Source organism: Bradyrhizobium sp. WBOS08 (assembly GCF_024585125.1).
In the GTDB taxonomy this organism is placed as follows: domain Bacteria; phylum Pseudomonadota; class Alphaproteobacteria; order Rhizobiales; family Xanthobacteraceae; genus Bradyrhizobium; species Bradyrhizobium japonicum_B.
This window is the reverse complement of the sequence record NZ_CP028988.1, coordinates 3196682-3222013: the sequence shown is the minus strand read 5'-3', so window position 1 is coordinate 3222013 and position 25332 is coordinate 3196682. Positions and strand designations below refer to the sequence as shown.

25 protein-coding genes are annotated in these 25332 nt (G+C 66.0%); 11 read left to right on the top strand and 14 right to left on the bottom strand.

The genetic code is table 11. The features are described 5' to 3' along the window. Window positions 1–28: 28 nt before the first annotated feature. Together DCM80_RS15370 and DCM80_RS15365 are read right to left on the bottom strand one after the other, a co-directional pair. Window positions 29–1171: a DUF4175 family protein gene (locus tag DCM80_RS15370; protein WP_257197768.1), complete on the bottom strand. Its 1143-nt coding sequence runs from the start codon at window positions 1169–1171 to the stop codon at window positions 29–31. Then, window positions 1159–3108, bottom strand: coding sequence for a TIGR02302 family protein (locus DCM80_RS15365; RefSeq protein WP_257197767.1), 1950 nt, complete (start codon window positions 3106–3108; stop codon window positions 1159–1161). The genes DCM80_RS15370 and DCM80_RS15365 overlap by 13 nt, the downstream gene beginning before the upstream one ends. 177 nt (window positions 3109–3285) lie before the next feature. Here DCM80_RS15365 and DCM80_RS15360 point away from each other — a divergent pair, with 177 nt between their 5' ends. Then, on the top strand, window positions 3286–3669 hold the full coding sequence (locus DCM80_RS15360) for a carboxymuconolactone decarboxylase family protein (RefSeq protein ID WP_018316258.1): 384 nt from the start codon (window positions 3286–3288) through the stop codon (window positions 3667–3669). Window positions 3670–3793: 124 nt separating this feature from the next. After that, window positions 3794–4684: an NAD(P)-dependent oxidoreductase gene (locus tag DCM80_RS15355; protein WP_257197764.1), complete on the top strand. Its 891-nt coding sequence runs from the start codon at window positions 3794–3796 to the stop codon at window positions 4682–4684. 17 nt (window positions 4685–4701) lie between these two features. Here the strand turns inward: DCM80_RS15355 and lysA are convergent, their stop codons facing one another. The 3 genes from lysA to argH all read right to left on the bottom strand — a co-directional run bounded on the left by lysA (window position 4702) and on the right by argH (window position 7771). After that, on the bottom strand, window positions 4702–5967 hold the full coding sequence (lysA, locus tag DCM80_RS15350; RefSeq protein ID WP_257197762.1) for a diaminopimelate decarboxylase: 1266 nt from the start codon (window positions 5965–5967) through the stop codon (window positions 4702–4704). A gap of 23 nt (window positions 5968–5990) precedes the next feature. Further along, the gene (locus tag DCM80_RS15345) at window positions 5991–6281 is read right to left on the bottom strand and encodes a lipoprotein (protein ID WP_257197952.1); all 291 of its coding nucleotides are present in this window, start codon (window positions 6279–6281) and stop codon (window positions 5991–5993) included. A gap of 86 nt (window positions 6282–6367) precedes the next feature. Then, complete coding sequence (gene argH / locus DCM80_RS15340; RefSeq protein WP_257197760.1) at window positions 6368–7771, bottom strand: argininosuccinate lyase; 1404 nt, start codon at window positions 7769–7771, stop codon at window positions 6368–6370. A 101-nt stretch (window positions 7772–7872) separates the two neighbouring features. On the opposite strand from argH, the gene DCM80_RS15335 reads away from it, so the two are divergent. Beyond that, window positions 7873–8538: a TlpA disulfide reductase family protein gene (locus tag DCM80_RS15335; protein ID WP_257197951.1), complete on the top strand. Its 666-nt coding sequence runs from the start codon at window positions 7873–7875 to the stop codon at window positions 8536–8538. Window positions 8539–8544: 6 nt separating this feature from the next. Here DCM80_RS15335 and DCM80_RS15330 read toward each other — a convergent pair whose 3' ends face one another. The 6 genes from DCM80_RS15330 to DCM80_RS15305 form a co-directional block, all read right to left on the bottom strand. Continuing rightward, window positions 8545–8739, bottom strand: a complete 195-nt coding sequence (locus tag DCM80_RS15330; protein ID WP_008543352.1) for a hypothetical protein — start codon at window positions 8737–8739, stop codon at window positions 8545–8547. A gap of 190 nt (window positions 8740–8929) precedes the next feature. Next, window positions 8930–9811, bottom strand: coding sequence for a 3-hydroxybutyryl-CoA dehydrogenase (locus DCM80_RS15325; RefSeq protein ID WP_257197759.1), 882 nt, complete (start codon window positions 9809–9811; stop codon window positions 8930–8932). A gap of 190 nt (window positions 9812–10001) precedes the next feature. Further along, a complete protein-coding gene (locus DCM80_RS15320; RefSeq protein WP_028134129.1) occupies window positions 10002–10946 on the bottom strand; it encodes an electron transfer flavoprotein subunit alpha/FixB family protein in 945 nt (314 codons plus the stop codon). Then, a complete protein-coding gene (locus tag DCM80_RS15315; protein WP_257197758.1) occupies window positions 10946–11695 on the bottom strand; it encodes an electron transfer flavoprotein subunit beta/FixA family protein in 750 nt (249 codons plus the stop codon). Before DCM80_RS15315 ends, DCM80_RS15320 begins: the two co-directional genes overlap by 1 nt. Before the next feature lie 126 nt (window positions 11696–11821). Then, window positions 11822–12394: a cob(I)yrinic acid a,c-diamide adenosyltransferase gene (locus DCM80_RS15310; protein ID WP_257197756.1), complete on the bottom strand. Its 573-nt coding sequence runs from the start codon at window positions 12392–12394 to the stop codon at window positions 11822–11824. Between the two features lies 1 nt (window position 12395). Next, entirely contained in the window at window positions 12396–12590 is a 195-nt protein-coding gene (locus DCM80_RS15305) for a twin transmembrane helix small protein (protein WP_028134126.1), read from the bottom strand. Between the two features lie 225 nt (window positions 12591–12815). Between DCM80_RS15305 and DCM80_RS15300 the strand changes: the two genes are divergently transcribed. Beyond that, window positions 12816–13709: a YihY/virulence factor BrkB family protein gene (locus tag DCM80_RS15300; RefSeq protein ID WP_257197755.1), complete on the top strand. Its 894-nt coding sequence runs from the start codon at window positions 12816–12818 to the stop codon at window positions 13707–13709. On the opposite strand, the gene DCM80_RS15295 is transcribed toward DCM80_RS15300, so the two are convergent. Both DCM80_RS15295 and gluQRS read right to left on the bottom strand, forming a co-directional pair. Further along, complete coding sequence (locus tag DCM80_RS15295) at window positions 13636–14907, bottom strand: ATP-binding protein (protein ID WP_257197754.1); 1272 nt, start codon at window positions 14905–14907, stop codon at window positions 13636–13638. The genes DCM80_RS15300 and DCM80_RS15295 overlap by 74 nt on opposite strands. A gap of 104 nt (window positions 14908–15011) precedes the next feature. Further along, window positions 15012–15884: a tRNA glutamyl-Q(34) synthetase GluQRS gene (gluQRS, locus tag DCM80_RS15290; protein WP_257197753.1), complete on the bottom strand. Its 873-nt coding sequence runs from the start codon at window positions 15882–15884 to the stop codon at window positions 15012–15014. Between the two features lie 184 nt (window positions 15885–16068). On the opposite strand from gluQRS, the gene DCM80_RS15285 reads away from it, so the two are divergent. Continuing rightward, window positions 16069–16722 (top strand): DNA-3-methyladenine glycosylase, encoded by a 654-nt coding sequence (locus DCM80_RS15285; protein ID WP_257197752.1) that lies wholly within the window; start codon window positions 16069–16071, stop codon window positions 16720–16722. Here the strand turns inward: DCM80_RS15285 and DCM80_RS15280 are convergent. After that, window positions 16719–17606, bottom strand: a complete 888-nt coding sequence (locus DCM80_RS15280; protein ID WP_257197750.1) for a LysR family transcriptional regulator — start codon at window positions 17604–17606, stop codon at window positions 16719–16721. The genes DCM80_RS15285 and DCM80_RS15280 overlap by 4 nt on opposite strands. Before the next feature lie 179 nt (window positions 17607–17785). Here DCM80_RS15280 and DCM80_RS15275 point away from each other — a divergent pair, with 179 nt between their 5' ends. From DCM80_RS15275 to DCM80_RS15250, 6 genes are all read left to right on the top strand, one after another. After that, entirely contained in the window at window positions 17786–18760 is a 975-nt protein-coding gene (locus DCM80_RS15275) for a nitronate monooxygenase family protein (RefSeq protein WP_257197748.1), read from the top strand. A 35-nt stretch (window positions 18761–18795) separates the two neighbouring features. Next, complete coding sequence (locus DCM80_RS15270) at window positions 18796–19980, top strand: ABC transporter substrate-binding protein (RefSeq protein WP_257197747.1); 1185 nt, start codon at window positions 18796–18798, stop codon at window positions 19978–19980. 22 nt (window positions 19981–20002) lie between these two features. Next, entirely contained in the window at window positions 20003–21529 is a 1527-nt protein-coding gene (locus DCM80_RS15265) for an acyl-CoA synthetase (protein WP_257197746.1), read from the top strand. Window positions 21530–21685: 156 nt separating this feature from the next. Next, a complete protein-coding gene (locus DCM80_RS15260) occupies window positions 21686–23446 on the top strand; it encodes an NAD(P)/FAD-dependent oxidoreductase (protein ID WP_257197745.1) in 1761 nt (586 codons plus the stop codon). A gap of 126 nt (window positions 23447–23572) precedes the next feature. Further along, a complete protein-coding gene (locus DCM80_RS15255) occupies window positions 23573–24550 on the top strand; it encodes a peptidyl-alpha-hydroxyglycine alpha-amidating lyase family protein (RefSeq protein ID WP_257197744.1) in 978 nt (325 codons plus the stop codon). 214 nt (window positions 24551–24764) lie between these two features. Continuing rightward, window positions 24765–25322, top strand: a complete 558-nt coding sequence (locus tag DCM80_RS15250; protein ID WP_028134115.1) for an HNH endonuclease — start codon at window positions 24765–24767, stop codon at window positions 25320–25322. Window positions 25323–25332: the final 10 nt, after the last annotated feature.

Sequence of the window (25332 nt, the reverse complement as noted above, 5' to 3'; positions counted from 1 at the left end):
ATGACGCTGGATCAGAGGCGAGGCCGCCTCAAAAATCCTTCAGCAGGCGCTCGATGTAGTCGAGCTCGATCTGCGGGCGCGAGCTGTCCCCTAAGCGGCGGCGGAGCTCTTCGAGGATGCGCCGGACGCGCTGGGCGTCGATCTCGCCGGGGATCTTGACGGTGTAGTCGTCGCTGAGATCGCGGCCGTGAAGCGGACGCCCAAGCGGATCGGTCTGATTGCCGCCGCTCTGCTGACGGCCGGCCCGATTGCCGGGACCATCGCCCTGTCCGTCGCCGTCGCCCTGCTGCATCGCTTCGGCCATCTTCTGCGCGCCCTTGCGCATCGCCTCGAGGGCCTTGCCCTGCGAGTCCACGGCACCGTCGGCATTGCCCTCGCCGAGCTTCGAGCCGGCATCGCCCATGGCGCCGTCGGCGGCGTCGAGGCTGCCGTCGTCATCGCCCTGGTCGCCGTCCTGATCGCCGCTCTGACCGGGGTCGCCCTGCTGGCCTTTCTGACCCTGCTGCCCCTTCTGGCCCTTTTGTCCCTTCTGGGCGAGACCGCGCTTGGCCAGCTCGTCCTGCAGCTTCTTCAGACGGTCGCGCAGCGACTGCTGATCCTGCTGGAGGTCAGACATCGACTGATCGCCCTGCTTGCCGCGCGAGCGGTCACGCCGGGAATCCTGGCCCTGCTTGAACGTCTTGTCGCGCAATTGCTGCTGCTTGCGGATCATGTCGCTGAGCTCGTTGAGCGCCTGCTCCATCTCGCTCTCGCCGGATTGCCCCGGCTGCGCCATCTGGAGATTTTCCATGATCTGCGCGAGCTGCTCGAGCAGGCGCTGCGCCGCCTCCTTATTGCCCTCGCGCGCCGCCTTCTCGATCTGCCGCAGCAGGTCGTCGAGATCGCGTTGCGTCAGGACGTTGCGATCGCGACTGGAGGATTGGCTCCGCTCCGTGGCCCGCTTGTATTCCTCGAGCTTCTGAATGGCGTCGGACTGATTGCCCAGGCTCTTGCCGGATTCCTTCTGCCTGAGGCTGTCGCCGGACTCCTGCATCGCCTTTTCGGCGCTGTCGAGCAGGGCATCGGGGTCCTGGTCCTGCTGGGCCACGACGGGAGTCACGCTTCCCAACAGGAAGGCGAGGCAGGCGATCGACATCGCCCGCAAGACTGGCACGCGTGCTAGCTTCCGCATTTCCGGTCCCGCGTAAACTGGTTGGTCTTGTCGTCCCCCGCCTTGTTGGCACGGCTGTTGGCCGACTTCCGATAGGCCTGAAGCTGCTCGCGCAAGGTGTCCTGCTGCTGCGCCAGGTCTGCAAGCTGCTCGGGCGTCGCATTCTGAGTCTTCTGTCGCAGCTCGATCGCCTTGTCGAGGATGAGCTGGACCTCGGCGGGGAACGGCTGCCGCGCGCCGAGCGGATTCTGTTCGGCGCGCCGCGCGAGATCGCGCACCTTGCCGGCCATGGCCTCGCGAAGCTTCTGCGTCAGCACCCTGATCTCGTCCTCGCTGGCACCGCGGTCCAGCGCCGCCTTGAGCGCATCCTGCGCCGAGCGCAGCGCGGCGTTGACGCTGCCGGCGACACCGTCGTCCTCGATGGTGACCGCGAAGGCCCACATGCTCGCCACCACGTTGCGCAGGGCATCGTCGGTGCGGGCGGCCTCGAGCTGGGTCGCGAGGCTGCGCAGGCCGAGATAGCAGCCGGCGTCCGGCGTGAACAATTCGGGCGCGATCAACAGGGCGTCAAGCGCGGTGTAGACGTCCGAATTCCTGTTGGCGTCGAGCGCCAGGATGCGGCGCTGCTCGATCAGCGCGCGCGCCAGCGAGTTGGTGAAGAGACGCTCGGGCAGGCGCATGTTGAACGGTTCGCTTCTGGCCTCGTTGCCGGCCTCGTCCTTGGCGGTGAGCGTCAGCGTGACGTCGGCGCCGGCATAGGGATCCTCGCTGAGATCCTTCACCGTCTGGCCGACACCGTTGCGGGTGCGCGCGTTCGGCAGCACGAGCGGGAATTGCGGCGGCTGGAACAGCGGCCGCGGCGCGGCCTTGCTGTCGGACTCCTTGCTACCATCCTTGGCGGCATTTTTGCCGTCGTCGGGGCGCAAGCCGATCTGCGCCTCGGCGCCGGTCACGCCGTAATCGTCCTCGATCTTGTAGGAGAGCTGGAGGCCCCCGCGCGCCTGGCGCTCGGGAGCCTTGGCGAGCACGATCGTCGGCGCACGATCCGGCGTGGCCGCGAACGCCCATTGCGGCTGGCCGGAGGGCGCGCGCACATGCGCGGTGCCGTCGGCGCTGATGGTGAAATGCTTCTCGTTGGTTCCCTTGGGCGCGGCTTCCGCAGGCGCGACCTCCTTGAGGCCGCCGGAGACGGTGACGTCCAGACTGCCGCCGGAGGAGCGCACGATCAGGGTCGAGCCGGCGGGCACGGCAAGCGGACCGGAGGCGGGCAGCGCCGCGGCCTCCTTGTTGGCGGTCGACAGGATCACCGGCGGCTTGCCAGTGTAGAGCGGCGGCGTCACCCAGGCGTCGACGCGAACATTGGCGGGCGCCAGCACGCCATTCCAGTCGAAGGCGGCCCCGAGCCGCATCGCGCGCTCGTCGCCGGCGGCGAAGAAGGTCGCGACCAGCATCACCATGACTAGCGCGCGCAGCGCCCAGGGATCGTGCAGCGCGAGCCGCGGATGCGGCAGACCGGCGCGGATGCGTTTGATCGACGCTAGCGTGCGTTCGCGCTGCGCCTGCCACAGCGCCTGTGCGACCGGATCCTGCGAGGACAGCGTGTCCGTCAGCGTCGTGGCCGGGCGGTGTCGGATGCCGGAGCCACGGTCGAGCCGGCTCAATGCCTCCTCGCGGCTCGGCCAGCGGAAGCGAATCAGGGGCAACAGCACCGCAATCGCAATGCCGCCGAAAACGACGAGACCGATGGCACGGGCGATGAAGGGCAGCGCGAGCCAGAGACCGGCCCAGGACACCACCAGGAACAGGCCGACGACGGTCAGAAGCCGCGCCAGATGTGGCCAGGCACGCTCCCACGCGATGGCATAGAGGGCCCGGTCCAGGGCCTGCGCCAGCTTCAGCCGCGACAGAGCATCACTGTTGCGGATCGGGTCTGACGGGTCGGGGGTGACGCCGTTCAATCAACTCTCCAGGTTGCCCGGTAGAGAGGAGCCTATCACAACGGCAGCACTGAGGCATCCGTTCCGGTACGGGAGATACCCCTTTTCCCGCATAACACGAGGACGTGACTGGCCCGGCCCAACCCCGTAATTTCCGCGCGCCACCTCAGGGAACGCAAGGAAAGCAAGGGAAACGCCATGGACAAGAAGATGCACGACAAGGGCCTGGAAGTCCGCAAAGCGGTGCTGGGCGAGGCCTATGTCAACAACGCCCTGAAGAACGTCGACGACTTCAACCGTCCGTTCCAGGAGATGCTGAACGAATATTGCTGGGGCACGGTGTGGGGCCGCGAGGAGCTGCCGCGCAAGACCCGCAGCATGCTCAACATCGCCATGATCGCGATCCTCAACCGCCAGCACGAATTCCGCGCCCATCTGAAGGGCGCGCTGACCAACGGCGTCAGCCGCGAGGAGATCCGCGAGATCCTGATGCAGGTCGCGATCTACGGCGGCATGCCCGCCGCGGTCGATAGCTTCCGCATCGCGCGCGAGGTGTTTGCGGAGATCGACGGCAAGGCGTGAGATGCGGCGCCGATCCCCGCTGTCGTCCCGGATCCGCGCGCGCTTTGGGCGCGCTTGTCCGGGACGACAGCGGGGATGAAACAAGCTCTTTTCACGACAACGAAGAAGAGAAAAAGGGAACACCATGGACATCGGATTCATCGGCCTCGGAAACATGGGTTTCCCGATGGCACGGCGGCTGGTCGAGGCCGGACACAAGCTCGTCGTGTTCGACACCCGCAAAGAGGTCGCGGACAAGCTCGCAGCGCTCGGCGCCACAGTCGCGACTTCGCCGAAGGATGTCGCCGACCAGGTCGAGACCGTGATGGCGAGCCTGCCCTCGCTGCAGGCTTCGCTCGAGGTTTCGACGGGCGCGAACGGCGTGATCGAGGGCGGCCGGGCAAGACGCTTCGTCGACCTCTCCACCGTCGGCTCGGCGATGGCCGTGAAGATTCACGGCCTGCTCGCCAAGCGCAACATCGTGCAGATCGACTGCCCCGTCTCCGGCGGCGTCGGCGGCGCCGAGAAGGGCACGCTGGCGGTGATGGTGTCGGGGCCGAAGGCGGAGTTCGATCTGCTCAAGCCCGTCCTCGACGTGATCGGAAAAGTGTTCTTCATCGGCGAGAAGCCGGGATCGGCCCAGACCATGAAGCTCGCCAACAATTTGCTGTCGGCCACAGCGATCGTGGCGACGTCGGAGGCCGTGGTGATGGGCGTCAAGGCCGGGCTCGACCCCGCCGTGATGATCGACGTCATCAATGCCGGCTCGGGCATGAACACGGCGAGCCGCGACAAGTTTCCGCGCTCAGTGCTGCCGCGCAGCTTCGATTTCGGCTTCGCCACGGGACTGATGGTGAAGGACGTGCGGCTGGCGCTGGAGGAGATGAAGCAGCTCGGCCTGTCGATGGAGGTCGCCGACGCGGTCGGGCGGTTGTGGGAGACCGTGATAGCGGCGGAAGGCGCCGAGTCCGATTTCACGGCGGCGATCAAGCCGATCGAGACCAAGGCGGGCGTTGTGGTCGGCGCGAAAAAATAACGCCGAAGCCCGGCGCCTCACAGCCACGGCGCCGGCTTGTCCATCGCAATGAGCTGCTCGACCTCGATGCGCGGGCGCACCACCGCGTACTGGTCGTCCTTCACCAGCACCTCCGGCACCAGCGGCCGGGTGTTGTACGTGCCCGCCTGCACCGCGCCATAGGCACCTGCGGTCATGATGGCGAGGAGATCGCCGGGCGCGGGCGTCGGCAGCGTGCGGTCGAGCGCGAGATAGTCGCCGGTCTCGCAGACCGGGCCGACGACGTCGGCGATGATGGTGGCGGCGCCCCTGGCGGGCTGCTTCACCGGCAGGATGTCGTGATGGGCCTCGTACAGCGTCGGGCGAATGAGGTCGTTCATCGCAGCATCGATGATGACGAAATTCTTGCCGTCGCCGTGCTTCACATAGATCACCCTGGCGACCAGGATGCCGGCATTGCCGACGATCATGCGACCCGGCTCGAACATCAGCGTGCAGCCGAGATTGTGGCTGACGCGCTTGACCATGGCGGCATAGGCGGCCGGCTCCGGCGGCGCCTCGCGGTTCATGTCGTAGGGAATGCCGAGGCCGCCGCCGAAATCGACATGTGAGATGTCGTGGCCGTCGGCGCGCAGCGTCTGCACGAACTCGGAGAGGATGCGGAACGCGGTCTCCATGCCGGAGAGGTCGGTGATCTGGCTGCCGATATGCACGTCGGTGCCGGTCACCTCGATGCCGGGCAGCTTCGCGGCGCGGGCATAGACCTCGCGGGCGTGCACGATCGGGATGCCGAATTTGTTCTCGGACTTGCCGGTGGAGATCTTGGCGTGCGTGCCGGCATCGACATCGGGGTTGACGCGGAGCGAGATCCGCGCGGTCTTGCCCATCTCGGTCGCAAGCCGCGACAGCAGCTCCAGCTCGGGCTCGGATTCGACGTTGAGACAGAGGATGTCGGCGGCGAGCGCGGCGCGGAGCTCCGTTTCGGTCTTGCCAACGCCGGAGAACACGATCTTGCTGGCGGGAATGCCGGCGGCCAGCGCGCGCTTCAACTCACCGCCCGAGACCACGTCGGCGCCGGCGCCCAGCTTGGCCAGCGTGCGCAGCACCGACTGGTTCGAGTTCGCCTTCATGGCATAGCAGACCAGCACCTTCTCGCCGGCGAAGGCATCCGCGAAGACGCGATAGTGCCGCTCCAGCGTCGCGGTCGAATAGCAATAGAACGGCGTGCCGACGGTCGCTGCCAGCTCGGACAGGTTCACCGCCTCGGCGTGCAGCACGCCGTTGCGATAGTCGAAATGGTTCATGACGCAGGCTCGGTTGTCCCGGCTTATCTTCGGGCGGGAGGTTCGTCCAGGAGCGGATCGAGAATAAACGATTTCTTCCGGCCCTTGGCCGCCGCGGGCGCGGCATCCGCACCGGAGGTGGGGTTGAACACGCTCGGCGTCCTCTGGGTTTCGGTCTCGGTATCAACCGGCGCGGTAACGCTGCCGGCGGACGCGTTGGCGGTCGGCGGCAGATCGAGCGGTCCCTTGCGGCCGCAGCCGGCAAGCGCAAGCGCCGTCAGGCTCAAGACAATGATGGCCCACCCCGAACCGGCCGGGCGAAACTTTGACGTCACGACGAAATCCCCACTACGCGGCCGCACCATACAGAGATTGGCGCACTCTGGCGAGAGCCGGATGACCATGAAACATCAGCGAAATTTTACCCTCGGCCCGATTTTCGCTCTTTTTCCAGCCGCTTCGCCCAGGCCTTGGCCTGGGACGCCACGTTCTTCGGCGCGGTGCCGCCGAAGCTGGTGCGGCTCTTCACCGAAGATTCGACCGAGAGCACGCCGAACACGTCCTTGGTGATCTCAGGCTCGATCGCCTGCATCTCGCTCAGCGACAGCTCGTGCAGCGCCACGCCGCCCTCGGCCGCTTTGGCGACGATGCGACCGGTGACGTGATGAGCCTCGCGGAACGGCATCTTCAGCGTCCGCACCAGCCAGTCGGCGAGATCGGTCGCGGTGGCGTAGCCCTCGCCGGCAGCGGCCTTCATCTTGGCTTCGTCGGAAACGAGGTCGCGGACCATGCCGGTCATGGCGCGGATCGCGAGCGACAGCGCGGCAAAGCCCTCCATGGCGCCCTGCTTGTCCTCCTGCATGTCCTTTTGATAGGCGAGCGGCAGGCCCTTCATGACGATCAGGAGGCCGTTGAGCGCGCCGATGACGCGGCCGGTCTTGGCGCGCACGAGCTCGGCGGCATCCGGATTGCGCTTCTGCGGCATGATCGAGGATCCCGTGGTGAACTTGTCGCTGAGGCGGATCATGCCGACCAGCGGCGAGGTCCAGATCACAATCTCCTCGGCAAAGCGCGACATGTGCACGGCGCAGATCGAGGCCGCCGACAGCGTCTCCAGCACGAAGTCGCGGTCGGAGACGGCATCGAGCGAGTTCGCCATCGGACGATCGAAGGCAAGCGCTTTCGCGGTGGCGTGGCGGTCGATCGGGAACGAGGTGCCGGCCAGCGCGGCGGCGCCGAGCGGGGATTCGTTGAGCCGCTTGCGCGCGTCCTGGAACCGGCCGCGGTCGCGCGCGGCCATCTCGACATAGGCGAGCAGATGGTGGCCGAAGGTGACGGGTTGCGCGGTCTGCAGATGCGTGAAGCCGGGCATCACGGTTGCGGCATGCTCCAGCGCGCGCTCGACCAGCGCCTGCTGGAACGCGGCGAGCGCGGCATCGGTCTCGTCGATCACGTCGCGGACGAACAGACGGAAATCTGTCGCGACCTGGTCGTTGCGCGAGCGCGCGGTGTGCAGGCGGCCGGCGGCGGGGCCGATCAGCTCGGACAGGCGGCTCTCGACATTCATATGGATGTCCTCGAGCGCGCGCTTGAACTCGAAGCCGCCCTTGCCGATCTCTGACAAAATCGTGTCTAGACCCCTGGCGATATTTTTCGCATCAGAACCCGTGATGATGCCTTGGCTGGCGAGCATCGCAGCGTGGGCCTTGGACGCGGCAATGTCCTGGGCGTAGAGGTGACGATCGACGTCGATGGAGACGTTGATCTCCTCCATGATCTCGTCGGGACGTTCCGAGAACCGGCCGCCCCACATCTTGTTGCTCATGATCCCCTGCTCACGCCTTGATTTGCCGCACGTTTGCCGGCCGCCGCCAGCCGTATTAAGAGGCCCCTGATAGCCATATCTGCGACCGGATGACAAACGATATGCTCGACCAGAAGCCCTCCGCCACGCGCCGGGTCCCCCTCGTGATCGCCATCGTGGCGATCGGGGGCCTCGCCGGCTTTGCCGCGCTGTATGGGCTCGGCCTCGGCCGGTCGCCGGCAGGCGATCCGACCTGTCGGCCGGCGGTGGCGACGGCCTCGAGGATCGCCCCGCTCGCCCATGGCGAGGTGGCGGCGCTGGCCATGGCGAGCGCGCCGCTGAAGCTGCCCGACCTCGCTTTCGAGGACGCCGATGGCAAGCCGAAGAAGCTGTCAGACTTCCGCGGCAAGACGCTGCTGGTGAACCTCTGGGCGACCTGGTGCGTGCCCTGCCGGAAGGAAATGCCGGCGCTGGACGAGCTGCAGGGCAAGCTGTCGGGCCCGAACTTCGAGGTGGTGGCGATCAATATCGACACCCGCGACCCCGAGAAGCCGAAAAACTTCCTGAAAGAGGCCAACCTGGTCAGGCTCAGCTATTTTAGCGATCAGAAAGCCAAGGTTTTTCAGGATCTTAAGGCCATAGGCCGAGCCCTGGGCATGCCGACCTCGGTGCTGGTCGATCCGCAGGGCTGTGAGATCGCGACGATCGCGGGGCCGGCGGAATGGGCGAGCGAGGACGCGCTCAAGCTGATCCGGGCGGCAACGGGCAAGGCCGCTGCAGCGCTCTAGAAAGGGTCAGGCAGTGACGTTGAGATTGCCGCCGACGCCGGGGCCGACATTGGCGAGCGAGGGCTGGCCGGCGCCGAGCAGCGTCAGGACGGTGGATTTCTCCATATCCGCGTTCTGCTTGGTCAGCGTCGCCGCGATATTCGACTGCAGCGCGCCTTGCTGAGCGGCCAGCATGGTGCTGACCATTGCCATCATGTCCATTACGCGAACCCTCGTACCGGCCGTAACCTAGGGGCGAGAGGTTAACGGGACATGAAATGACACAAGGTCATCGACGGCTGAGGCGCCGTAGGGTGGGCAAAGGCGCGCTTGCGCCGTGCCCACCATCTCTCAACGATGGCAACAGGTGGTGGGCACGCTTCGCTTTGCCCACCCTACGACACCGTTGCCTTTATCGCGTCGGAACCGGCTTGGCGCCGCGGTAATCGTAGAAGCCGCGCTGGGTCTTGCGGCCGAGCCAGCCGGCCTCGACGTACTTCACCAGCAGCGGGCACGGGCGGTATTTGGAATCGGCGAGGCCCTCGTGCAGCACCTGCATGATGGAGAGACAGGTATCGAGCCCGATGAAATCTGCCAGTTCGAGCGGGCCCATCGGATGGTGCGCCCCGAGCTTCATCGCAGCATCGATCGCCTCGACATTGCCGACGCCTTCATACAGCGTGTAGATCGCCTCGTTGATCATCGGCAACAGGATGCGGTTGACGATGAAGGCCGGGAAATCCTCGGAGACCGCGACCTGCTTGCCGAGCTTGGCGACGAATTCCTTGGACGCCTCGAAGGTCGCATCGTCGGTGGCAATGCCGCGGATCAGCTCCACCAGCTCCATCAGCGGAACCGGATTCATGAAGTGAATGCCGATGAAGCGCTCGGGCCGGTCGGTGGCGGCGGCAAGCCGAGTGATCGAGATCGAGGACGTGTCGGAGGCGACGATCGCCTCCGGCTTCAGCACCGCGCAGAGCTCGTGGAAGATCTTGCGCTTGATCTCTTCCTTCTCCACCGCGGTCTCGATCACGAGATCGCAATCGGCGAGGTCGTCGAGCTTTTCGGCCGGCGTGATGCGCGCCATCGCCTTGGCCTTGTCGTCCTCGGAAACCGCCTTCTTGGAGACCTGGCGCGCCAGATTGCCGTTGATGGTGGCCATGCCCGACTTGAGGCGGTCGGCCGAGATGTCGTTGAGCAACACGTCGAAGCCGGCGAGCGCCGCGACATGCGCGATGCCGTTGCCCATCTGACCCGCGCCGATCACGCCGACCTTCTTGATCACTGCCGCCATATTGTCATCCACCGGAACCGCGCGACGCGCGCTTGCCACTACCCCTTGAGCCGGGAGGTCCGATTTAATCAGAACCTTGGCTCGAAACCTAGATTGGATCGCGTCGAAGGCGTGCCCCACGCCAAGAAAACGGCTCAAAAAAGCAACACCGGCCGGAGTTTATACCTCCGGCCGGTGTTTTCGACGTCATTTACTTGCCGAGCTTGCCGAGTTCGGCCGTCAGCTCCGGAACCGCCTGGTAGAGGTCGGCGACCAGGCCGTAATCGGCGACCTGGAAGATCGGTGCGTCCTCGTCTTTGTTGATCGCGACGATCACCTTGGAGTCCTTCATGCCGGCCAGATGCTGGATGGCGCCGGAAATGCCGACGGCGACATAGAGCTCGGGCGCCACGACCTTGCCGGTCTGGCCGACCTGCCAGTCGTTCGGCGCATAGCCGGCGTCGACCGCCGCGCGAGAAGCACCGACACCGGCCCCGAGCTTGTCAGCGAGCGGCTCGATGTACTTGGCGAAATTCTCACGGCTCTGCATGGCACGGCCGCCGGAAACGATGATCTTGGCCGAGGTCAGCTCGGGACGATCGCTCTTGGCGACCTCCTCGCCGACGAAGGTCGACAGGCCCGGATCGGCCGCAGCCTGAACGGCCTCGACCGGCGCACTGCCACCCTCGCCCGCAGCGGCGAAGGTCGAGGTCCGCACCGTGATGACCTTCTTGGCGTCCTTCGACTTCACCGTCTGGATGGCGTTGCCGGCATAGATCGGGCGCTCGAAGGTATCAGGGGCGACCACCTTGATGATCTCCGAGACCTGCATGACGTCGAGCAGCGCGGCGACGCGCGGCATCACGTTCTTGAAGCGCGAGGTCGCGGGCGCGACGATGGCGTCATAGCCGGACGCCAGTGAGACGATCAGCGCGGCCAGCGGCTCGGCAAGATCGTGCGCATAGAGGTCGCCGTCGGCGAGCCGCACCTTCTTCACGCCGGCGAGCTTGGCAGCGGCATCGGCCGCGGCCTTGGCGTTCTGGCCGGCAACGAGAACCTCGACATCCGCGCCGAGCGCGCTAGCTGCGGTCAGGGCCTTGTTCGTGGCGTCCTTGAGCGACGCATTGTCGTGTTCGGCAATCAGAAGCGTCGTCATCAGAGCACCCCGGCTTCGTTCTTGAGTTTCGACACCAGCTCGGCGACGTCCTTGACCTTGACGCCAGCCTTGCGGCCCGCAGGTTCAGTCGTCTTGAGGACCTCGAGACGCGCGGCAACGTCGACGCCGTAATCGGCGACGGTCTTCTCCGCGATCGGCTTCTTCTTTGCCTTCATGATGTTGGGCAGCGAGGCGTAACGCGGCTCGTTGAGACGGAGATCCGTGGTGACGATCGCCGGTCCCTTCAGCTGCACGGTTTGCAGGCCGCCGTCGACTTCGCGAGTCACCTTGAAGCCGGACCCTTCGACCTCGAGCTTGGAGGCGAATGTCGCCTGCGGCCAGCCGAGCAGTGCAGCCAGCATCTGGCCGGTCTGGTTCGAATCGTCGTCGATCGCCTGCTTGCCGAGAATGATGAGACCCGGCTGCTCTTCTTCCGCGATTTTCTTCAGGATCTTGGCGACAGCGAGCGGCTCGACCGCGCCTTCCGCTTTCACCAGGATGCCGCGATCGGCGCCCATGGCAAGACCCGTGCGGATCGTCTCCGACGCCTGCGCCGGTCCGATGGAGACCACCACGACTTCGGTCGCCTTGCCGGCTTCCTTCAGGCGCAGCGCTTCCTCGACCGCGATTTCGTCGAACGGGTTCATCGACATCTTGACGTTGGCGAGTTCAACGCCCGATCCATCGCCCTTGACGCGGACCTTGACGTTGTAATCGACCACCCGCTTTACCGGCACTAAGACCTTCATCGATCCTCTTTCACTCAATTTGGGAAGGGGGTTATCAACTGGCGCGGAACCTAAAGGCCCGATCTGCCCCGGTCAACGCGCGAACGGGCCTAAATTTGGCCTCCTGAAATGCGGAAGGCGCGATGGTCAACGGTTCTGGCCGGGAACCCAAAGCACGTCACCGACGCCATTACCGTTGGCGGTGCGGCTGGCCACGAACAGGAAGTCCGAGAGGCGATTCATATATTGGATGCCAGCTGCGCTGACCGGCTCGCCGGGCCGGGCCGCCAGTTCCACGATGACCCGTTCCGCCCTACGGCATATCGTGCGCGCCGCATGGAGATGGGCCGCCGCTGGCGTGCCGCCGGGAAGCACGAACGAGGTGAGCGGGGCAAGCTTGTCGTTGAGCGCGTCGATGTCGCGCTCGAGCCGCTCGACCTGGCTCGCCACCACCCGCAGGCGCTCGGCCTTGCCTTCGCGCTCGGGCACCGCGAGATCGGCGCCGAGATCGAACAGATCGTTCTGGATGCGGCCGAGCATCGCATCGAGCTCGGGCAGGTCTTGCGTATGGAGCCTGACCACGCCGATCGCGGCGTTGGTCTCGTCGACGGTGCCATAGGCCTCGATGCGCAGATCGTATTTCGGACGCCGCTCGCCGGTTCCGAGCGCGGTCGTGCCGTCGTCGCCGGTCTTGGTGTAGATGCGGTTCAACACGACCATCTCAGCGCCCCATCGCCCAGACCGCGAGCATCGCGATGATGATCGCCACGAACTGGAGCAGCACGCGCCAGCGCATCAATTTCTGCGAGGTGTTGGGCGAGCCGCCGCGCATCATGTTGATGAGGCCGAGCAGCAGCACCAGGGCCACGGCGCCGGCCGCCGCCGGCAGGATGAAAGTCGTCAGGAGAGATGCCATTGGGGGGTGATAACACCGTGCGCGCCGGTCCGCCATCTCCTCAGTTTCGTCATTTCGGGGCGATGAGCTACGACCGCGCTGAGCGAGGCGCGGCGCGGCGCTTCGCGATCTGGCTTTTGAGCCGATAATGTCAGAAGCTGGCTACATGATCTCCGATTTGCATCCGGCATCGACCGTCTTCCCCTCTCCCCGCCTGCGGCGCGCGGGAGCAGTACGGGGCGTCCAGTGAAAGCCGTCCGCTACATTTACTGCGTCGCGATGGATGCGTTCTACACGTTCCTGGCTGACGACGGCTGGGCGATCGCAAGCCACATCGCGCTGTCGACGCTGATGGCGCTGTTCCCGTTCCTGATCGTGCTGACCTCGCTGGCCGGCTTCTTCGGCTCCAAGGAGCTCGCCGACCAGGCCGCAAGCCTGATGCTCCAGGTCTGGCCCAAGCAGGTCGCCGATTCGATCTCGGGCGAGGTCCATGACGTGCTGACCACCACCCGCACCGGCCTGCTCACCATCGGCGCTGCGCTTTCGGTCTATTTCGCCTCCAACGGAGTCGAGGCGCTGCGGGTCGCACTCAACCGCGCCTATGCGGTGGTGGAGATGCGGAGCTGGTACTGGCTCCGGCTGGAATCGATTGCCTATACGATCATCGCGGCCTTCACTGCCCTTGCTATGGCGTTCCTGATCGTGCTCGGCCCGCTGATCATCGAGGCGACGCGGCGCCACATTCCCCTATTCGTCGAATCCAACGAAAGCATTCTCACCTGGGTGCGCTACGGCATCTCCATCGGCGCGCTGGTGGTGGCGCTGCTCATCCTGCACGCTTGGCTGCCAGCGGGGCGCCGCAGCTTCCTCCAGATCCTGCCGGGCATCGTCTTCACCATCGTGGCATCGCTGATCTCGAGCATCGTGTTCGGACAATATCTGGCGCGCTTCGCCAACAATTACGTGACCATGTATGCGGGGCTTGCCTCGGTCATCATCGCGCTGGTGTTTCTGTACTTCATCGCCGCGATCTTCGTTTACGGCGGCGAGCTCAACGCCGCGATCATCAAGTCGCGGCTTCCTCACGGCGTGTCGCTTCAAGCAGCGCAGTCGCTAAAGCCCTCGGAGACACAGGCTTGACCAGGAAGGCGTCGGCGCCGGCTTCGCGCGAGGCCGCTTCGTCCTCGCCGCGGCCGGACACCCCGATGATCGGGATCCGGGCCAACGGCGCCTCCATGGTGCGAATCCGCCTGATGGCCTCGACGCCGTCGATGCCCGGCAGCACCATGTCCATCAGCACCGCATCGAACGCGCCTTGCGCCAGCCGGCCGACGGCGTCCTCGCCCCGCCCGATGAACTCGGCATGATGGCCGAGCTCGGTCAAGATCGTGTTGAGCACGACGCGGCCGAACGGATTGTCCTCGACGCTGAGGACGCGCAGCGCCGCGGCCGCATCTGTCCCGGCCTCGTCCCTCGCCTTGCTGGATTTGTCCGGTCCGGTGGCATCCAGCGATACCGTCAGGGTAAAGGTGGCGCCGCCACCGCGGCGCGGTGCGACGGTGATGTCGCCGCCCATCGCCCGCGCCAATTGCTTGACCGAGGACAGGCCGAGGCCGGCGCCGCCGAAGCGTGAGGCGATGGTGACGTTGGCCTGGGTGAACGGGCGGAACAGCCGCTTGATCTCACCCATGGTGAGGCCGATGCCGCTGTCGGACACCGCGAAAGCGATGCCGACCCTGTCCTTGCCCTTCTCTTTGCCCCTGGTGGGAGCGACCGCGAGCGCCACGCCGCCCTGGTCCGTGAATTTCACGGCATTGTCGATCAGGTTCTCGAGCGCCGCGCGCAGGCGGACGGGATCGCCGACCACGAGGCCGGGGAGCTTGTCGGAGATCTCGACCTGGGCCTGGAGACCCTTGGCCGCGGCGCGCCCCGCAAGCGAATCGCCGGCGCTGCGGGCGAGCGTGCGCAGGTCGAACAGGTCCTGCCGCAGCGTGCTGCCGCCCTTCCCGGCCCCCTTCCCGGCCCCCTTGCCGCTTCTGGCTGCATCGACGAACAGCGTGGCAAGGCTCGCCAGATGCTCGGCCCCGGCCTTGATGGTGTCGGCCCAGCGCCGCTCCCGTTCGCCGAGATCGGAGGTCGCGAGCAGGTCGCTGATCGCCAGAATGCCGGTCAGGGGCGTGCGAACTTCATGGGCAAAGGCGGCGAGCGCCGCCTGGACCACATCAGGCGTGACCGTCCCGGTGCTGCGCTTGCGCACCTGCCCAGCCGCCCCGGGCCGCTTCCGAGGCGGCCGCCTGGACGTCTTCGTGGTGCGCGCTGGGCGCTTCTTCGCCGCCATGAATCCCCTTCGAAGTATCCCCTTCGGACCCCCGGGCTGTTGCCGAGCATGGCACGGCGAAACACCTGGAGTCACGGCGACGTTTCGCTAACCCCCAGAGAAACTTAACCTAATCCCACCAGCTGGCGGATACCGGCAGGCGTGACGCCGGCCGCGCGCAAGTCGCGCAGACCGGTCGAGCGGCTCGATTTCGACAGCTTCCGCCCCTCGCCGTCGCAAATCAGCCGGTGATGGCGGTAGGCCGGTTCGCCCAGGCCGAGCAGGACCTGGAGCAGGCGATGCACCGAGGTCGCATGAAACAGATCCTGGCCGCGCACGATCTCGCTGACGCCCTGCAGCGCGTCGTCGACCACCACGGACAGATGGTAGCTGGTCGGAATCTCCTTGCGGGCGAGGATCACGTCGCCCCAGGCCCGCGGTCGCGCCGGCACGGAGCCGCACTCGTCGTCGGGCCCCTCGCCGTGCTCAACCCAGCTCAGATGGGCGGCATGGCGACAGGCAGCCTGCATGTCGAGCCGAAGCGCATAGGGCGCGCCCGACGCGATCAAATGCGACCGCTCGTCAGCCGACAATGATCTGGCATCGCCAGGATAAAGCGGCGCGCCGTCGGGATCGCGCGGCCACGGCCCGTCGGCCTCGCGCGCGGCGACGAGCTTTGCGATCTCAGCCCGGCTCTCGAAGGCGGGATAGACGAGACCGAGCGCCGACAGTCTATCCAGCGCGGCGCGATAATCGGCGAGATGCTCCGACTGCCGCCGCACCGGCGTCTCCCAGGAGATTCCAAGCCAAGCGAGATCTTCATAGATCGCCGCCTCATATTCCGGCCGACAACGCGTCGCGTCGATGTCCTCGATCCGCAACAGCAGCCGCCCGCCGGTCTCCTGCGCGCGCTCGAAATTCAACAGCGCGGAAAAGGCGTGGCCGAGATGCAGGTGGCCGTTGGGGCTGGGGGCGAATCGGAAAACGGGTGGTGCCATGCGAAAGAACTCGTCATGGCCGGGCTTGTCCCGGCCATCCACGTTCTTCGGTATCACACCGCGAGCGTGTCAAGGTCACGGACTTACGGACACGCTCTCCCATGCTAAACATGCTCGGTGGCCAGAGAGACGTGGATGGCCGGGACAAGCCCGGCCATGACGACAGAGAGCTCGCCAAATTGTCATGACCATCCATCTCGAAACCCAATCCGATCTCGAAGAAGCCGTCCACGCGCTGATCAAGCGCGATCCGCGCCTGAAGCCGGTGCTCGAGATCGCGGGCATGCCGGCGCTGCGGCGGCGCGAGCCGGGTTTTGCGGGGCTTGCCCACATCGTCTGCGGACAGCAGCTCTCGACCGCGAGCGCCGCGGCGATCTGGGGTCGACTGTCGGCGGCCTTCGATCCGTTCGACCATGACGCGGTGCGTCGCGCCCGAACAGATCGGCTGGGACGGCTCGGCCTCTCCGCCGCCAAGATCAAGACGCTGAAGCATCTGGCGCGCGAGATTAGCGCGCAGCGGCTGAATCTCGACGTGCTGGCCGAGGAAGACGCCGACGCCGCCCATCACACGCTGATCGCGCTGCCCGGCATCGGCCCCTGGACCGCGGACGTCTACCTCCTGTTCTGCCTCGGGCATGGCGATGCCTGGCCGGCCGGCGACCTCGCGGTGCAGGAGGGCATCAGGATCGGCCTCGGCCTCAAGGCGCGGCCGACGGAAAAGCAGATGGCGCCGCTCGCCGAGCCCTGGCGTCCCCTGCGCGGCGCGGCGGCGCATCTGTGGTGGAGCTATTATCGCGCGGTGAAGAAACGCGAGGGCGTGCTCGCGGGCTCAAACTAGCCCCGCAGCCGCTCGCGGTCGGCGCGGGCGCACTTGGCCACGAAATCGACCACGGCCCTCACTGCGGACAGCTCGACCAGATCAGGATGGGCGAGCAGCCAGAGATCGGCGACGCTGACGAGCTTCTGCGGTGCGACCCGCACGAGGTCCGGATAGCTCTCCGCGACGAAGCAGGACAGCGCGGAGATCCCGATTCCCGCGCGCACCGCCGCCAGCATGTCGCCCTGCGACGAGCAGCGCATCACCATTGTGCCCTGGCGCGTGATCGCATCGCTCCAACGCGCCAATTGCGCATTGGAGTCCTGATCCGCAAAGCCGATGACGCTGTGGCCCTTCCATTCGCCGCTGCGTTCCGGCAAGGACCGGCCGGCCGCATAGTCGCGCGAGGCATAGAAGCCGGTGCCGAGACGGCCTATCTTGCGGCCAACCAGGTTCTCCTCGCCGCTGTCGACCGGACGCAGCACCACGTCGGCCTCGCGGCGCCGCACGCTGGCTGGAAACGGATGGGTGATGATCTCGAGCCGGATGTGATGGTGCGCTTCGAGGAAGGATCGCAGCCGCGGCATCAGCCAGTGCGAGGCGAGCGTCGCCCCGATCGACAGCTTGACCGTGCCGCGCGCCTTGCGGCCGCCGGCGCCGACGGCGGCCTCGGCGCGCAGCGCGGCGACGGCCATCGCCTCCGCATGCTCGCGCAAGGTGCGGCCGTCGGCGGTGAGCACCAGGCCGTCGGCGGCGCGGGCCAGCAGCTTGGTGCCGAGCTGCGCCTCCAGCGCCGCGATCTTGCGGCTGACGGTCGGGTGGCTGGCGTGCAGCCGCCGCGCCGCGGCGGTGAAGCTGCCGGTGTCCGCTACCGCGACGAAGGTCTTGCAGAGATCCCAATCCACCACCGGCTCCGTTCAAAGCTGAATGGACCTATGTTCAATATTGAACGATCTGGCGCCACCCGTCCAACCCTATAGTGCGCCAAACCGCGAGGGGGGAGCACCCGTCCGCGCGACAATCGACATGGAAGCGCTCGATCATCGGCCGGAAGGCCGTCGACGTGCGTCGTCAGGAGGATCGGATGGCACTGCCCGCCTTGCTCAGGAATTCCCTCGAGCTTCCCGTCGTCGGCTCACCCCTCTTCATCGTTTCCGGCCCGGAGCTGGTGATCGCCCAGTGCAAGGCGGGCGTGGTCGGCTCGTTTCCCGCGCTCAACGCCCGTCCGGTCGAGAAGCTCGGCGAGTGGCTCAGCCGGATCGAGGACGAGCTCGGCGAATACAAATCGCGCAATCCCGGCAAGAAGGTCGCGCCCTACGCCGTCAACCAGATCTGCCATGCCTCCAACGACCGGCTGATGAAGGACATGGAGACCTGCGTCAAGCACAAGGCGCCCATCATCATCACCTCGCTGCGGCCGCCGGCCGAGATCGTCGAGGCCGCGCATTCCTATGGCGGCCTCGTGTTCCACGACGTCATCAACGTCAAGCACGCGCGCAAGGCCGCCGAGCAGGGCGTCGACGGCCTGATCCTGGTCTGCGCCGGCGCCGGCGGGCATGCCGGCACGCTGTCGCCCTTCGCGCTGGTGCGCGAGGTCAAGCAATGGTTCGGCGGCGCGATCCTGCTGTCGGGCGCGATCAGCGACGGCTTCGGCATCGCCTCGGCGCTGACGCTCGGCGCCGACCTCGCTTATATGGGCACGCGCTTCATCGCCACGAAGGAAGCCAATGCAGACGAGGCCTACAAGTCCGCGCTGACGCAGCACGCCGCACACGACATCGTCTACACCAACCTGTTCACCGGCGTGCACGGCAATTATCTGGGACCGTCGATCGCGGCCGCAGGGCTCGATCCGGACAACCTCCCGGTCGCCGACAAGTCGAAGATGAACTTCGGCTCCGGCGGCAACATGAAGTCGAAGGCGTGGCGCGATATCTGGGGATCGGGCCAGGGCATCGGTCAGATCCTGGATGCCCCGCCGGTCTCCGAGCTCGTGGACCGGATGAAAGGAGAGTTCGACCAGGCCCGGCAGGATTTCCTGATGCGCGCGAGCGCCTGACGTTCCGGACTAACAAGACAACACGGGAGGACACCATGAAGCTGGCAGCCGCACTGATCGGCCTATCCTTGCTGACGCTCGCAACCGGCAGCGCCCATGCCGAGGGCAGCGACGAGATCCGGATCGGGCAGACCCTGCCCTATAGCGGTCCGGCATCAGGCTTCGGCGCGATCGGACGGACCCAGGAGGCGTTCTTCGACAAAGTGAATGCCGAAGGCGGCATCAACGGCCGCAAGATCAAGTTCATCACGCTGGATGATGCCTACTCGCCGCCGAAGACGGTCGAGCAGACCCGCAAGCTGGTGGAACAGGACGAGGTGCTGATGATGTTCGGCTCGCTCGGCACCGCCACCAACAGCGCCGTGCAGCGCTACCTCAACGGCAAGAAGGTGCCACAGCTGTTCGTGCTTTCCGGCGCGACGAAATGGGCCGATCCGCAGAAATATCCGTGGACCATGCCCGGCATGGCCGCCTACGAATCCGAGGGCGTGGTCTACGCCAAGCACGTGCTGCGGACCAAGCCCGGCGCGAAGATCGCCATCCTGTCCCAGAACGACGATTTCGGCCGCGACTATGTCGCCGGCTTCAAGCGCGCGCTCGGCGACAAGGCCGCGGGCATGATCGTCGCGGAGCAGACCTACGAGACCAGCGCGCCGACGATCAGCTCGCAACTCTCGACCCTGAAAGCGTCGGGCGCCGACGTGCTGTTCGGCGTCGTGCTCGGCAAGTTCACCTCGCAGATGATCAAGGGCGTCGCCGAGATCGGCTGGAAGCCCGATCTGTTCTTCGTGCCAACCTCTGCCTCGTCGATCTCGTTCCTGGAGCCCGCCGGGCTCGACAATGCGGTCGGCCTGATCTCGTCGAGCAATCAGAAGGACACGATGGACCCGCAATGGGCCGGCGATCCCGGCGTGAAGGAATACTTCGCCTTCATGAAGCAGTACATGCCGACCGCGGATCTCTCCAACTCCAACTACGCGGCCGGCTACCATTACGCGACGCTGCTGATGACGGTCCTCAAGGCGTGCAAGGACGATGTCAGCCGCGACAACATCTTGCGCCAGGCCGCCTCGCTGAAGGAGGTGAAGCTGCCGCTGCTGCTGCCGGGCATCAGTGTGAGCACCGGCCCAGACGACTATCTGCCGTTCCAGCAGCTTCAGCTGCGGCGCTTCAACGGCAAGAGCTGGGTCGGCTTCGGCGACGTGCTGGACGATCGCTGACTCGCGCGGAAGGGAACACGCCATGATCATCAGCGGCGAACGCCGGATCGGCTATGACGAGATCCAGGCGCGCATCAGGCGCGCGGCAAGCGGCCTTCGCGCCCTCGGACTGGCCGAGGGCGCCCCGGTCGCCATGATGCTGCGCAACGATTTCGCGCTGTTCGAGGTGGTCGCGGCCTCGGCCGCGCTGGGCAGCCCCGTGGTGCCGATCAACTGGCATCTCAAGGCCGAGGAGGTCCGCTACATCCTGTCCGACAGCGGTGCCAAGATCCTGGTCTGCCACGCCGACCTGCTACCGCAGATCCGCGGCGGCATTCCGGAGGGTGTCAGTCTCTTCGTGGTTCGGACGCCGCCCGAGCTCGCCGCGACCTTCGCAATTCCTCCTGAGCTGACCGAGGTCCCGGCGGGTCTGACGGATTGGGACCGCTGGCGCAACGGCCATCCGGAAACGCAGGAGCCGCCGCGCCGGGCCGCGGCGATGATCTACACCTCGGGGACGACAGGCATGCCGAAGGGCGTGCGGCGCATGCCGATGCAGCCCGAGCAGGCCGCCGCTTCCGAACGGGTCGGTGCGATCGCCTACGGCATCAAGCCGCGCGAGGAGCAGGTCGTGCTGATCAACGGTCCCATGTATCACTCGGCGCCGCATTCCTACGGCATGATGGCGTTCCGCTGCGGCTGCACGATTGTGCTTCAGGCGCGGTTCGACGCGGAGGAGCTGCTGGCGCTGATCGAGCGTCACCGCGTCACCCACATCCACATGGTCCCGACCATGTTCGTCCGGCTGCTGCGGCTGCCGGAGGCGACAAGACATCGCTACGACCTCTCGTCGCTGCGTTTCGTCGTGCACGGCGCGGCGCCCTGCCCGCCCGAAATCAAGCGGGCCATGATCGAATGGTGGGGACTGGTCATCAACGAATATTTCGGCTCGACCGAGACCGGCATCCCGGTTTGGCATTCGGCCGAAGAGGCGCTGAAGAAGCCCGGCACGGTCGGCCGCGTCATCGAAGGCGGCATCGTCAGGATCTTTCGCGACGACGGCAGCCGCTGCGGCGCCGGCGAGGTCGGCGAGATCTATATGCGTCAGACCGCGGTGCCCGACTTCGATTATCACGGCAAGGCGCAGGCCCGCGCCGAGGCAGGGCGCGACGGCCTCGTCAGCGTCGGCGACGTCGGCTATCTCGACGAGGACGGCTATCTGTTCCTGTGCGACCGCAAGCGCGACATGGTGATCTCGGGCGGCGTCAACATCTATCCCGCCGAGATCGAGAACGTGCTGATCGGAATGCCGGGTGTACGCGATTGCGCCGTCTTCGGCATCCCCGACGCCGAATATGGCGAGCGGCTGTGCGCCTGCATCGAGCCCGACACCGGCGCACAGCTCTCCGCCGGTGCCGTGCAAGCCTGGCTGCGCGACCGGCTGGCCAACTTCAAGGTGCCGAAGGAGATTCAGTTCCTGGATGCGCTGCCGCGCGAGGCCACCGGAAAGATCTTCAAGCGCAAGCTGCGCGATCCCTATTGGGCGGACCAGAGGTCCGGTGGGCCTTAGCCACCCGTCGCCGAAGCCTCCCTGAAGCATCTCCGGCACATACCGTCCGAGCAGTGCCATATGCCGCCATTGCGCGGGTCACCGGCTTTTGGCGGCCTGCGAAACCGTATAGCCTCGACCAGAGGAAACGCCGCGAAGACGGCGACGAGGTCGCGCATGCTGGACAGGACGAAGGATATTGCCGCATCCGCGCAGGGATGGCTCGACGCGTTCGAGCGAACGCTGAGCAAGCCCGAGCCAGCGCTGGACCAGCTCTTCCTCGCCGACAGCTTCTGGCGCGACGTGCTGGCGCTAAGCTGGAACCTGCAGACGCTCGCCGGTCGCGACACCATTGCCCATGCGCTGGCCGCACTCGCGCCCAAGGCGGCACCAGCCAATTTCAAGATCGCGCCCCACCGCGCAGCGCCGCGCTGGGTCACGCGCGCCGGCCGCAACTGCGTCGAGACGTTCTTCGATTTCGAAACCGCGATCGGGCGCGGCAGCGGTATCGTCCGGCTCGCACCCGACGGCACCGACGACGACGGTTTGAAAGCCTGGACGCTGCTGACCGCGCTCGATGAGCTGAAGGGCTTCGAGGAGCAGCTCGGCACGTCGCGGCCGCGCGGCCAGGCCTATTCGCGCGATTTCCGCGGGCCGAACTGGCTCGATTTGCGCAACGCCTCGCGCGATTATGCCGACCGCGATCCGGCCGTGCTGGTGGTCGGCGGCGGCCAGGCCGGACTTGCGATCGCAGCGCGGCTGAAGCAGTTGCAGGTCGACACGCTGATCGTCGATCGCGAAATGCGGATCGGCGACAATTGGCGCAAGCGCTATCATGCGCTGACACTGCACAACCAGGTGCAGGTCAATCACCTGCCCTATATGCCGTTTCCGCCGAGCTGGCCGACCTATATCCCCAAGGACAAGCTCGCCAACTGGTTCGAGGCTTACGTCGATGCGATGGAGCTGAACTTCTGGACCGGCACCGAATTCGAGGGCGGCACCTATGACGAGGCCAACGGTCGCTGGACCGTCACGCTGCGCCGCGCCGACGGCAGCAAGCGCACCATGCATCCGCGCCACGTGATCATGGCGACGGGCGTCAGCGGCATCGCCAACATTCCGGAGATTCCGAGCCTCGCCAATTTCACGGGGACCTTGCTGCACTCCAGCCGCTACGAGGACGGCGAAAGCTGGGCCGGCAAGCGCGCGATCGTCGTCGGCACCGGCAACAGCGGCCATGACATCGCGCAGGATCTGTATTCCAGCGGCGCCGAGGTGACGCTGGTGCAGCGCTCGCCGACGCTCGTCACCAATATCGAGCCGTCGGCGCAGCTCGCTTACGCGACCTACAATGAAGGCACGCTCGAGGACAACGACCTGATCGCGGCCTCGATGCCGACGCCGCTCGCAAAGAAGACGCATGTGATGCTGACCGAGCAATCGAAGCAGCTCGACAAGGAGCTGCTCGAAGGCCTTGCCCGCGTCGGCTTCAAGCTCGACTTCGGCGAGGCCGGCACCGGCTGGCAATTCAAATACCTCACCCGCGGCGGCGGCTATTATTTCAACGTCGGCTGCTCCAATTTGATCGTCGAGGGCAAGGTCAAGCTCAGGCAGTTCGACGACATCGAGCGCTTCGTCGCCGAAGGCGCACGAATGAAGGACGGCTCCACCATTGCGGCCGACCTCATCGTGCTCGCCACCGGCTACAAGCCACAGGAATATCTCGTTCGGAGGCTGTTCGGCGATGGCGTGGCCGACCGCGTCGGCCCGATCTGGGGCTTTGGCGACGGTTTCGAGCTGCGCAACATGTATGCGCGCACTGGGCAACCCGGGCTCTGGTTCATCGCCGGCAGCCTGGCGCAGTGCCGCATCAACTCGAAATATCTGGCACTGCAGATCAAGGCGATCGAGGAAGGGATGCTGGGCGGGTCGTAACCGCAATCGTCATTCCGGGGCGCGCGTCAGCGCGAACCCGGAATCCATGCAACTCCGGAACCCACGGCCCGATGGATTCCGGGCTCGCGACTTCGTCGTGCCCCGGAATGACAGGAGGAGAGATCGATGCCAGCCATTCTCGGCAGCGGCGAACACCGCTATAGCGTGGTCGAAAACTTCGCAAAGCTCCCGGAGGGCTGGCAGCTCACCGACGTCGCCTCGGTCGCGGTCGACAGCAAGGATCGCATCTACGTCTTCAACCGCGGCGCCCATCCGATGGTGGTGCTGGACCGCGACGGCAATTTCCTGCGCAGTTGGGGCGAAGGACTATTTTCCCGCGCGCACGGACTCCACATCGATGCGGACGACAACCTCTATTGCACCGATGACGGCGATCACACCGTGCGCAAATGCACAACCGACGGCAAGGTGCTGCTGACGATCGGCATTCCCGAGAAGCCGTCGCCGTTCATGAGCGGCGAACCGTTCCACCGCTGCACGCACACCGCGCTGTCGCCCAAGGGCGAGATCTACGTCTCCGACGGCTATGGCAATGCGCGCGTGCACAAATTCACGCCGGACGGCAAGCTCATCAGGAGTTGGGGCGAGCCCGGCACCGATCCCGGCCAGTTCAACATCGTGCACAATATCGCCACCGACGCCGACGGCTGGGTCTATGTCGCCGACCGCGAGAACCATCGTGTCCAGGTGTTCGATGGCGAGGGCAGGTACGAGACGCAGTGGAATAACCTTCACCGGCCCTGTGCGTTGTGCTGCTGCGGCGGGGCGAAGAACCCGACTTTCGTGATCGGCGAGCTCGGCCCCGGCTTGGCGGTCAACCGCAAGGTGCCCAATCTCGGGCCGCGGCTGTCGATCGTGAACGCCAGGGGCGAGCGCATCGCGCGACTCGGCGGTGAGGCGGGTCCGGGCGTCGCCAGCGGCAAATTCCTGGCGCCCCATGGCATCGCGCTGGATTCGCGGGGTGATATCTATGTCGGCGAGGTCGGCGTCACCGACTGGAAGACGAGCTTTCCCGACGCGGAGATGCCGGCCGTCGTGCGCGCAACGCGGTGCTTGCAGAAGCTGGAGCGGGTACGGGAGTAGCCGCCGCGGCACGCCACGCCCCCCGGACAAAAATCAGTTCCGCGCCGCCGCGTGCTCTCCGCAGATCGCGGCGTTGTGAGCGCTTTTGCCACCCCGGCGCCGCATTGCTTGCGCCTGAATAAGTCGCTCAACGGGCTTCACAATCCCGTCACGCTGCATGTAGTATGTGAGCACATGCTGCTTCGCAGCGTATATTGGAGGCCGGGAGCGTTACTTGAACGCACATGTCTCGCAAGGCAGTTGGCCGGTGTTGGTGCTGAATGCGGACTTCCGGCCGCTGAGTTACTACCCGCTGTCTCTTTGGTCGTGGCAGGACGCGATCAAGGCGGTGTTCCTCGACCGCGTCAACATCGTCGCTCATTACGACCAGGCGGTCCACAGTCCCACGCTGCAGATGCAGCTGCCGAGCGTCGTCTCGCTCAAATCCTTCGTCAAGCCGACCACCCATCCCGCCTTCACCCGGTTCAACGTCTTCCTGCGCGATCGTTTCGCCTGCCAATATTGCGGCTCGCCCGAGGACCTCACCTTCGATCACATCATTCCACGCAGCAAAGGCGGCCAGACCACCTGGGAGAACGTGGTCGCGGCGTGCTCGCCCTGTAACCTGCGCAAGGGCAACCTGACGCCGGCGCAAGCCAAGATGTTTCCACGCCAGAACGCGTTCGCGCCGACCGTGCACCAGCTCCACCGCAACGGCCGCCTGTTTCCACCGAACTACCTGCACGACAGCTGGCTGGACTATCTCTACTGGGATACGGAGCTGGATCCGTAAAGGACGCGAG

Bases quoted from the DNA above. Each gene is read 5' to 3' on its own strand.
- DCM80_RS15370 (WP_257197768.1), bottom strand. From the start codon at position 1,171: ATGCGGAAGCTAGCACGCGTGCCAGTCTTGCGGGCGATGTCGATCGCC.
- DCM80_RS15360 (WP_018316258.1), top strand. From the start codon at position 3,286: ATGGACAAGAAGATGCACGACAAGGGCCTGGAAGTCCGCAAAGCGGTG.
- DCM80_RS15355 (WP_257197764.1), top strand. From the start codon at position 3,794: ATGGACATCGGATTCATCGGCCTCGGAAACATGGGTTTCCCGATGGCA.
- lysA (WP_257197762.1), bottom strand. From the start codon at position 5,967: ATGAACCATTTCGACTATCGCAACGGCGTGCTGCACGCCGAGGCGGTG.
- argH (WP_257197760.1), bottom strand. From the start codon at position 7,771: ATGAGCAACAAGATGTGGGGCGGCCGGTTCTCGGAACGTCCCGACGAG.
- DCM80_RS15335 (WP_257197951.1), top strand. From the start codon at position 7,873: ATGCTCGACCAGAAGCCCTCCGCCACGCGCCGGGTCCCCCTCGTGATC.
- DCM80_RS15330 (WP_008543352.1), bottom strand. From the start codon at position 8,739: ATGGACATGATGGCAATGGTCAGCACCATGCTGGCCGCTCAGCAAGGC.
- DCM80_RS15325 (WP_257197759.1), bottom strand. From the start codon at position 9,811: ATGGCGGCAGTGATCAAGAAGGTCGGCGTGATCGGCGCGGGTCAGATG.
- DCM80_RS15320 (WP_028134129.1), bottom strand. From the start codon at position 10,946: ATGACGACGCTTCTGATTGCCGAACACGACAATGCGTCGCTCAAGGAC.
- DCM80_RS15315 (WP_257197758.1), bottom strand. From the start codon at position 11,695: ATGAAGGTCTTAGTGCCGGTAAAGCGGGTGGTCGATTACAACGTCAAG.
- DCM80_RS15310 (WP_257197756.1), bottom strand. From the start codon at position 12,394: ATGGTCGTGTTGAACCGCATCTACACCAAGACCGGCGACGACGGCACG.
- DCM80_RS15305 (WP_028134126.1), bottom strand. From the start codon at position 12,590: ATGGCATCTCTCCTGACGACTTTCATCCTGCCGGCGGCGGCCGGCGCC.
- DCM80_RS15295 (WP_257197754.1), bottom strand. From the start codon at position 14,907: ATGGCGGCGAAGAAGCGCCCAGCGCGCACCACGAAGACGTCCAGGCGG.
- gluQRS (WP_257197753.1), bottom strand. From the start codon at position 15,884: ATGGCACCACCCGTTTTCCGATTCGCCCCCAGCCCCAACGGCCACCTG.
- DCM80_RS15285 (WP_257197752.1), top strand. From the start codon at position 16,069: ATGACCATCCATCTCGAAACCCAATCCGATCTCGAAGAAGCCGTCCAC.
- DCM80_RS15275 (WP_257197748.1), top strand. From the start codon at position 17,786: ATGGCACTGCCCGCCTTGCTCAGGAATTCCCTCGAGCTTCCCGTCGTC.
- DCM80_RS15270 (WP_257197747.1), top strand. From the start codon at position 18,796: ATGAAGCTGGCAGCCGCACTGATCGGCCTATCCTTGCTGACGCTCGCA.
- DCM80_RS15265 (WP_257197746.1), top strand. From the start codon at position 20,003: ATGATCATCAGCGGCGAACGCCGGATCGGCTATGACGAGATCCAGGCG.
- DCM80_RS15260 (WP_257197745.1), top strand. From the start codon at position 21,686: ATGCTGGACAGGACGAAGGATATTGCCGCATCCGCGCAGGGATGGCTC.
- DCM80_RS15255 (WP_257197744.1), top strand. From the start codon at position 23,573: ATGCCAGCCATTCTCGGCAGCGGCGAACACCGCTATAGCGTGGTCGAA.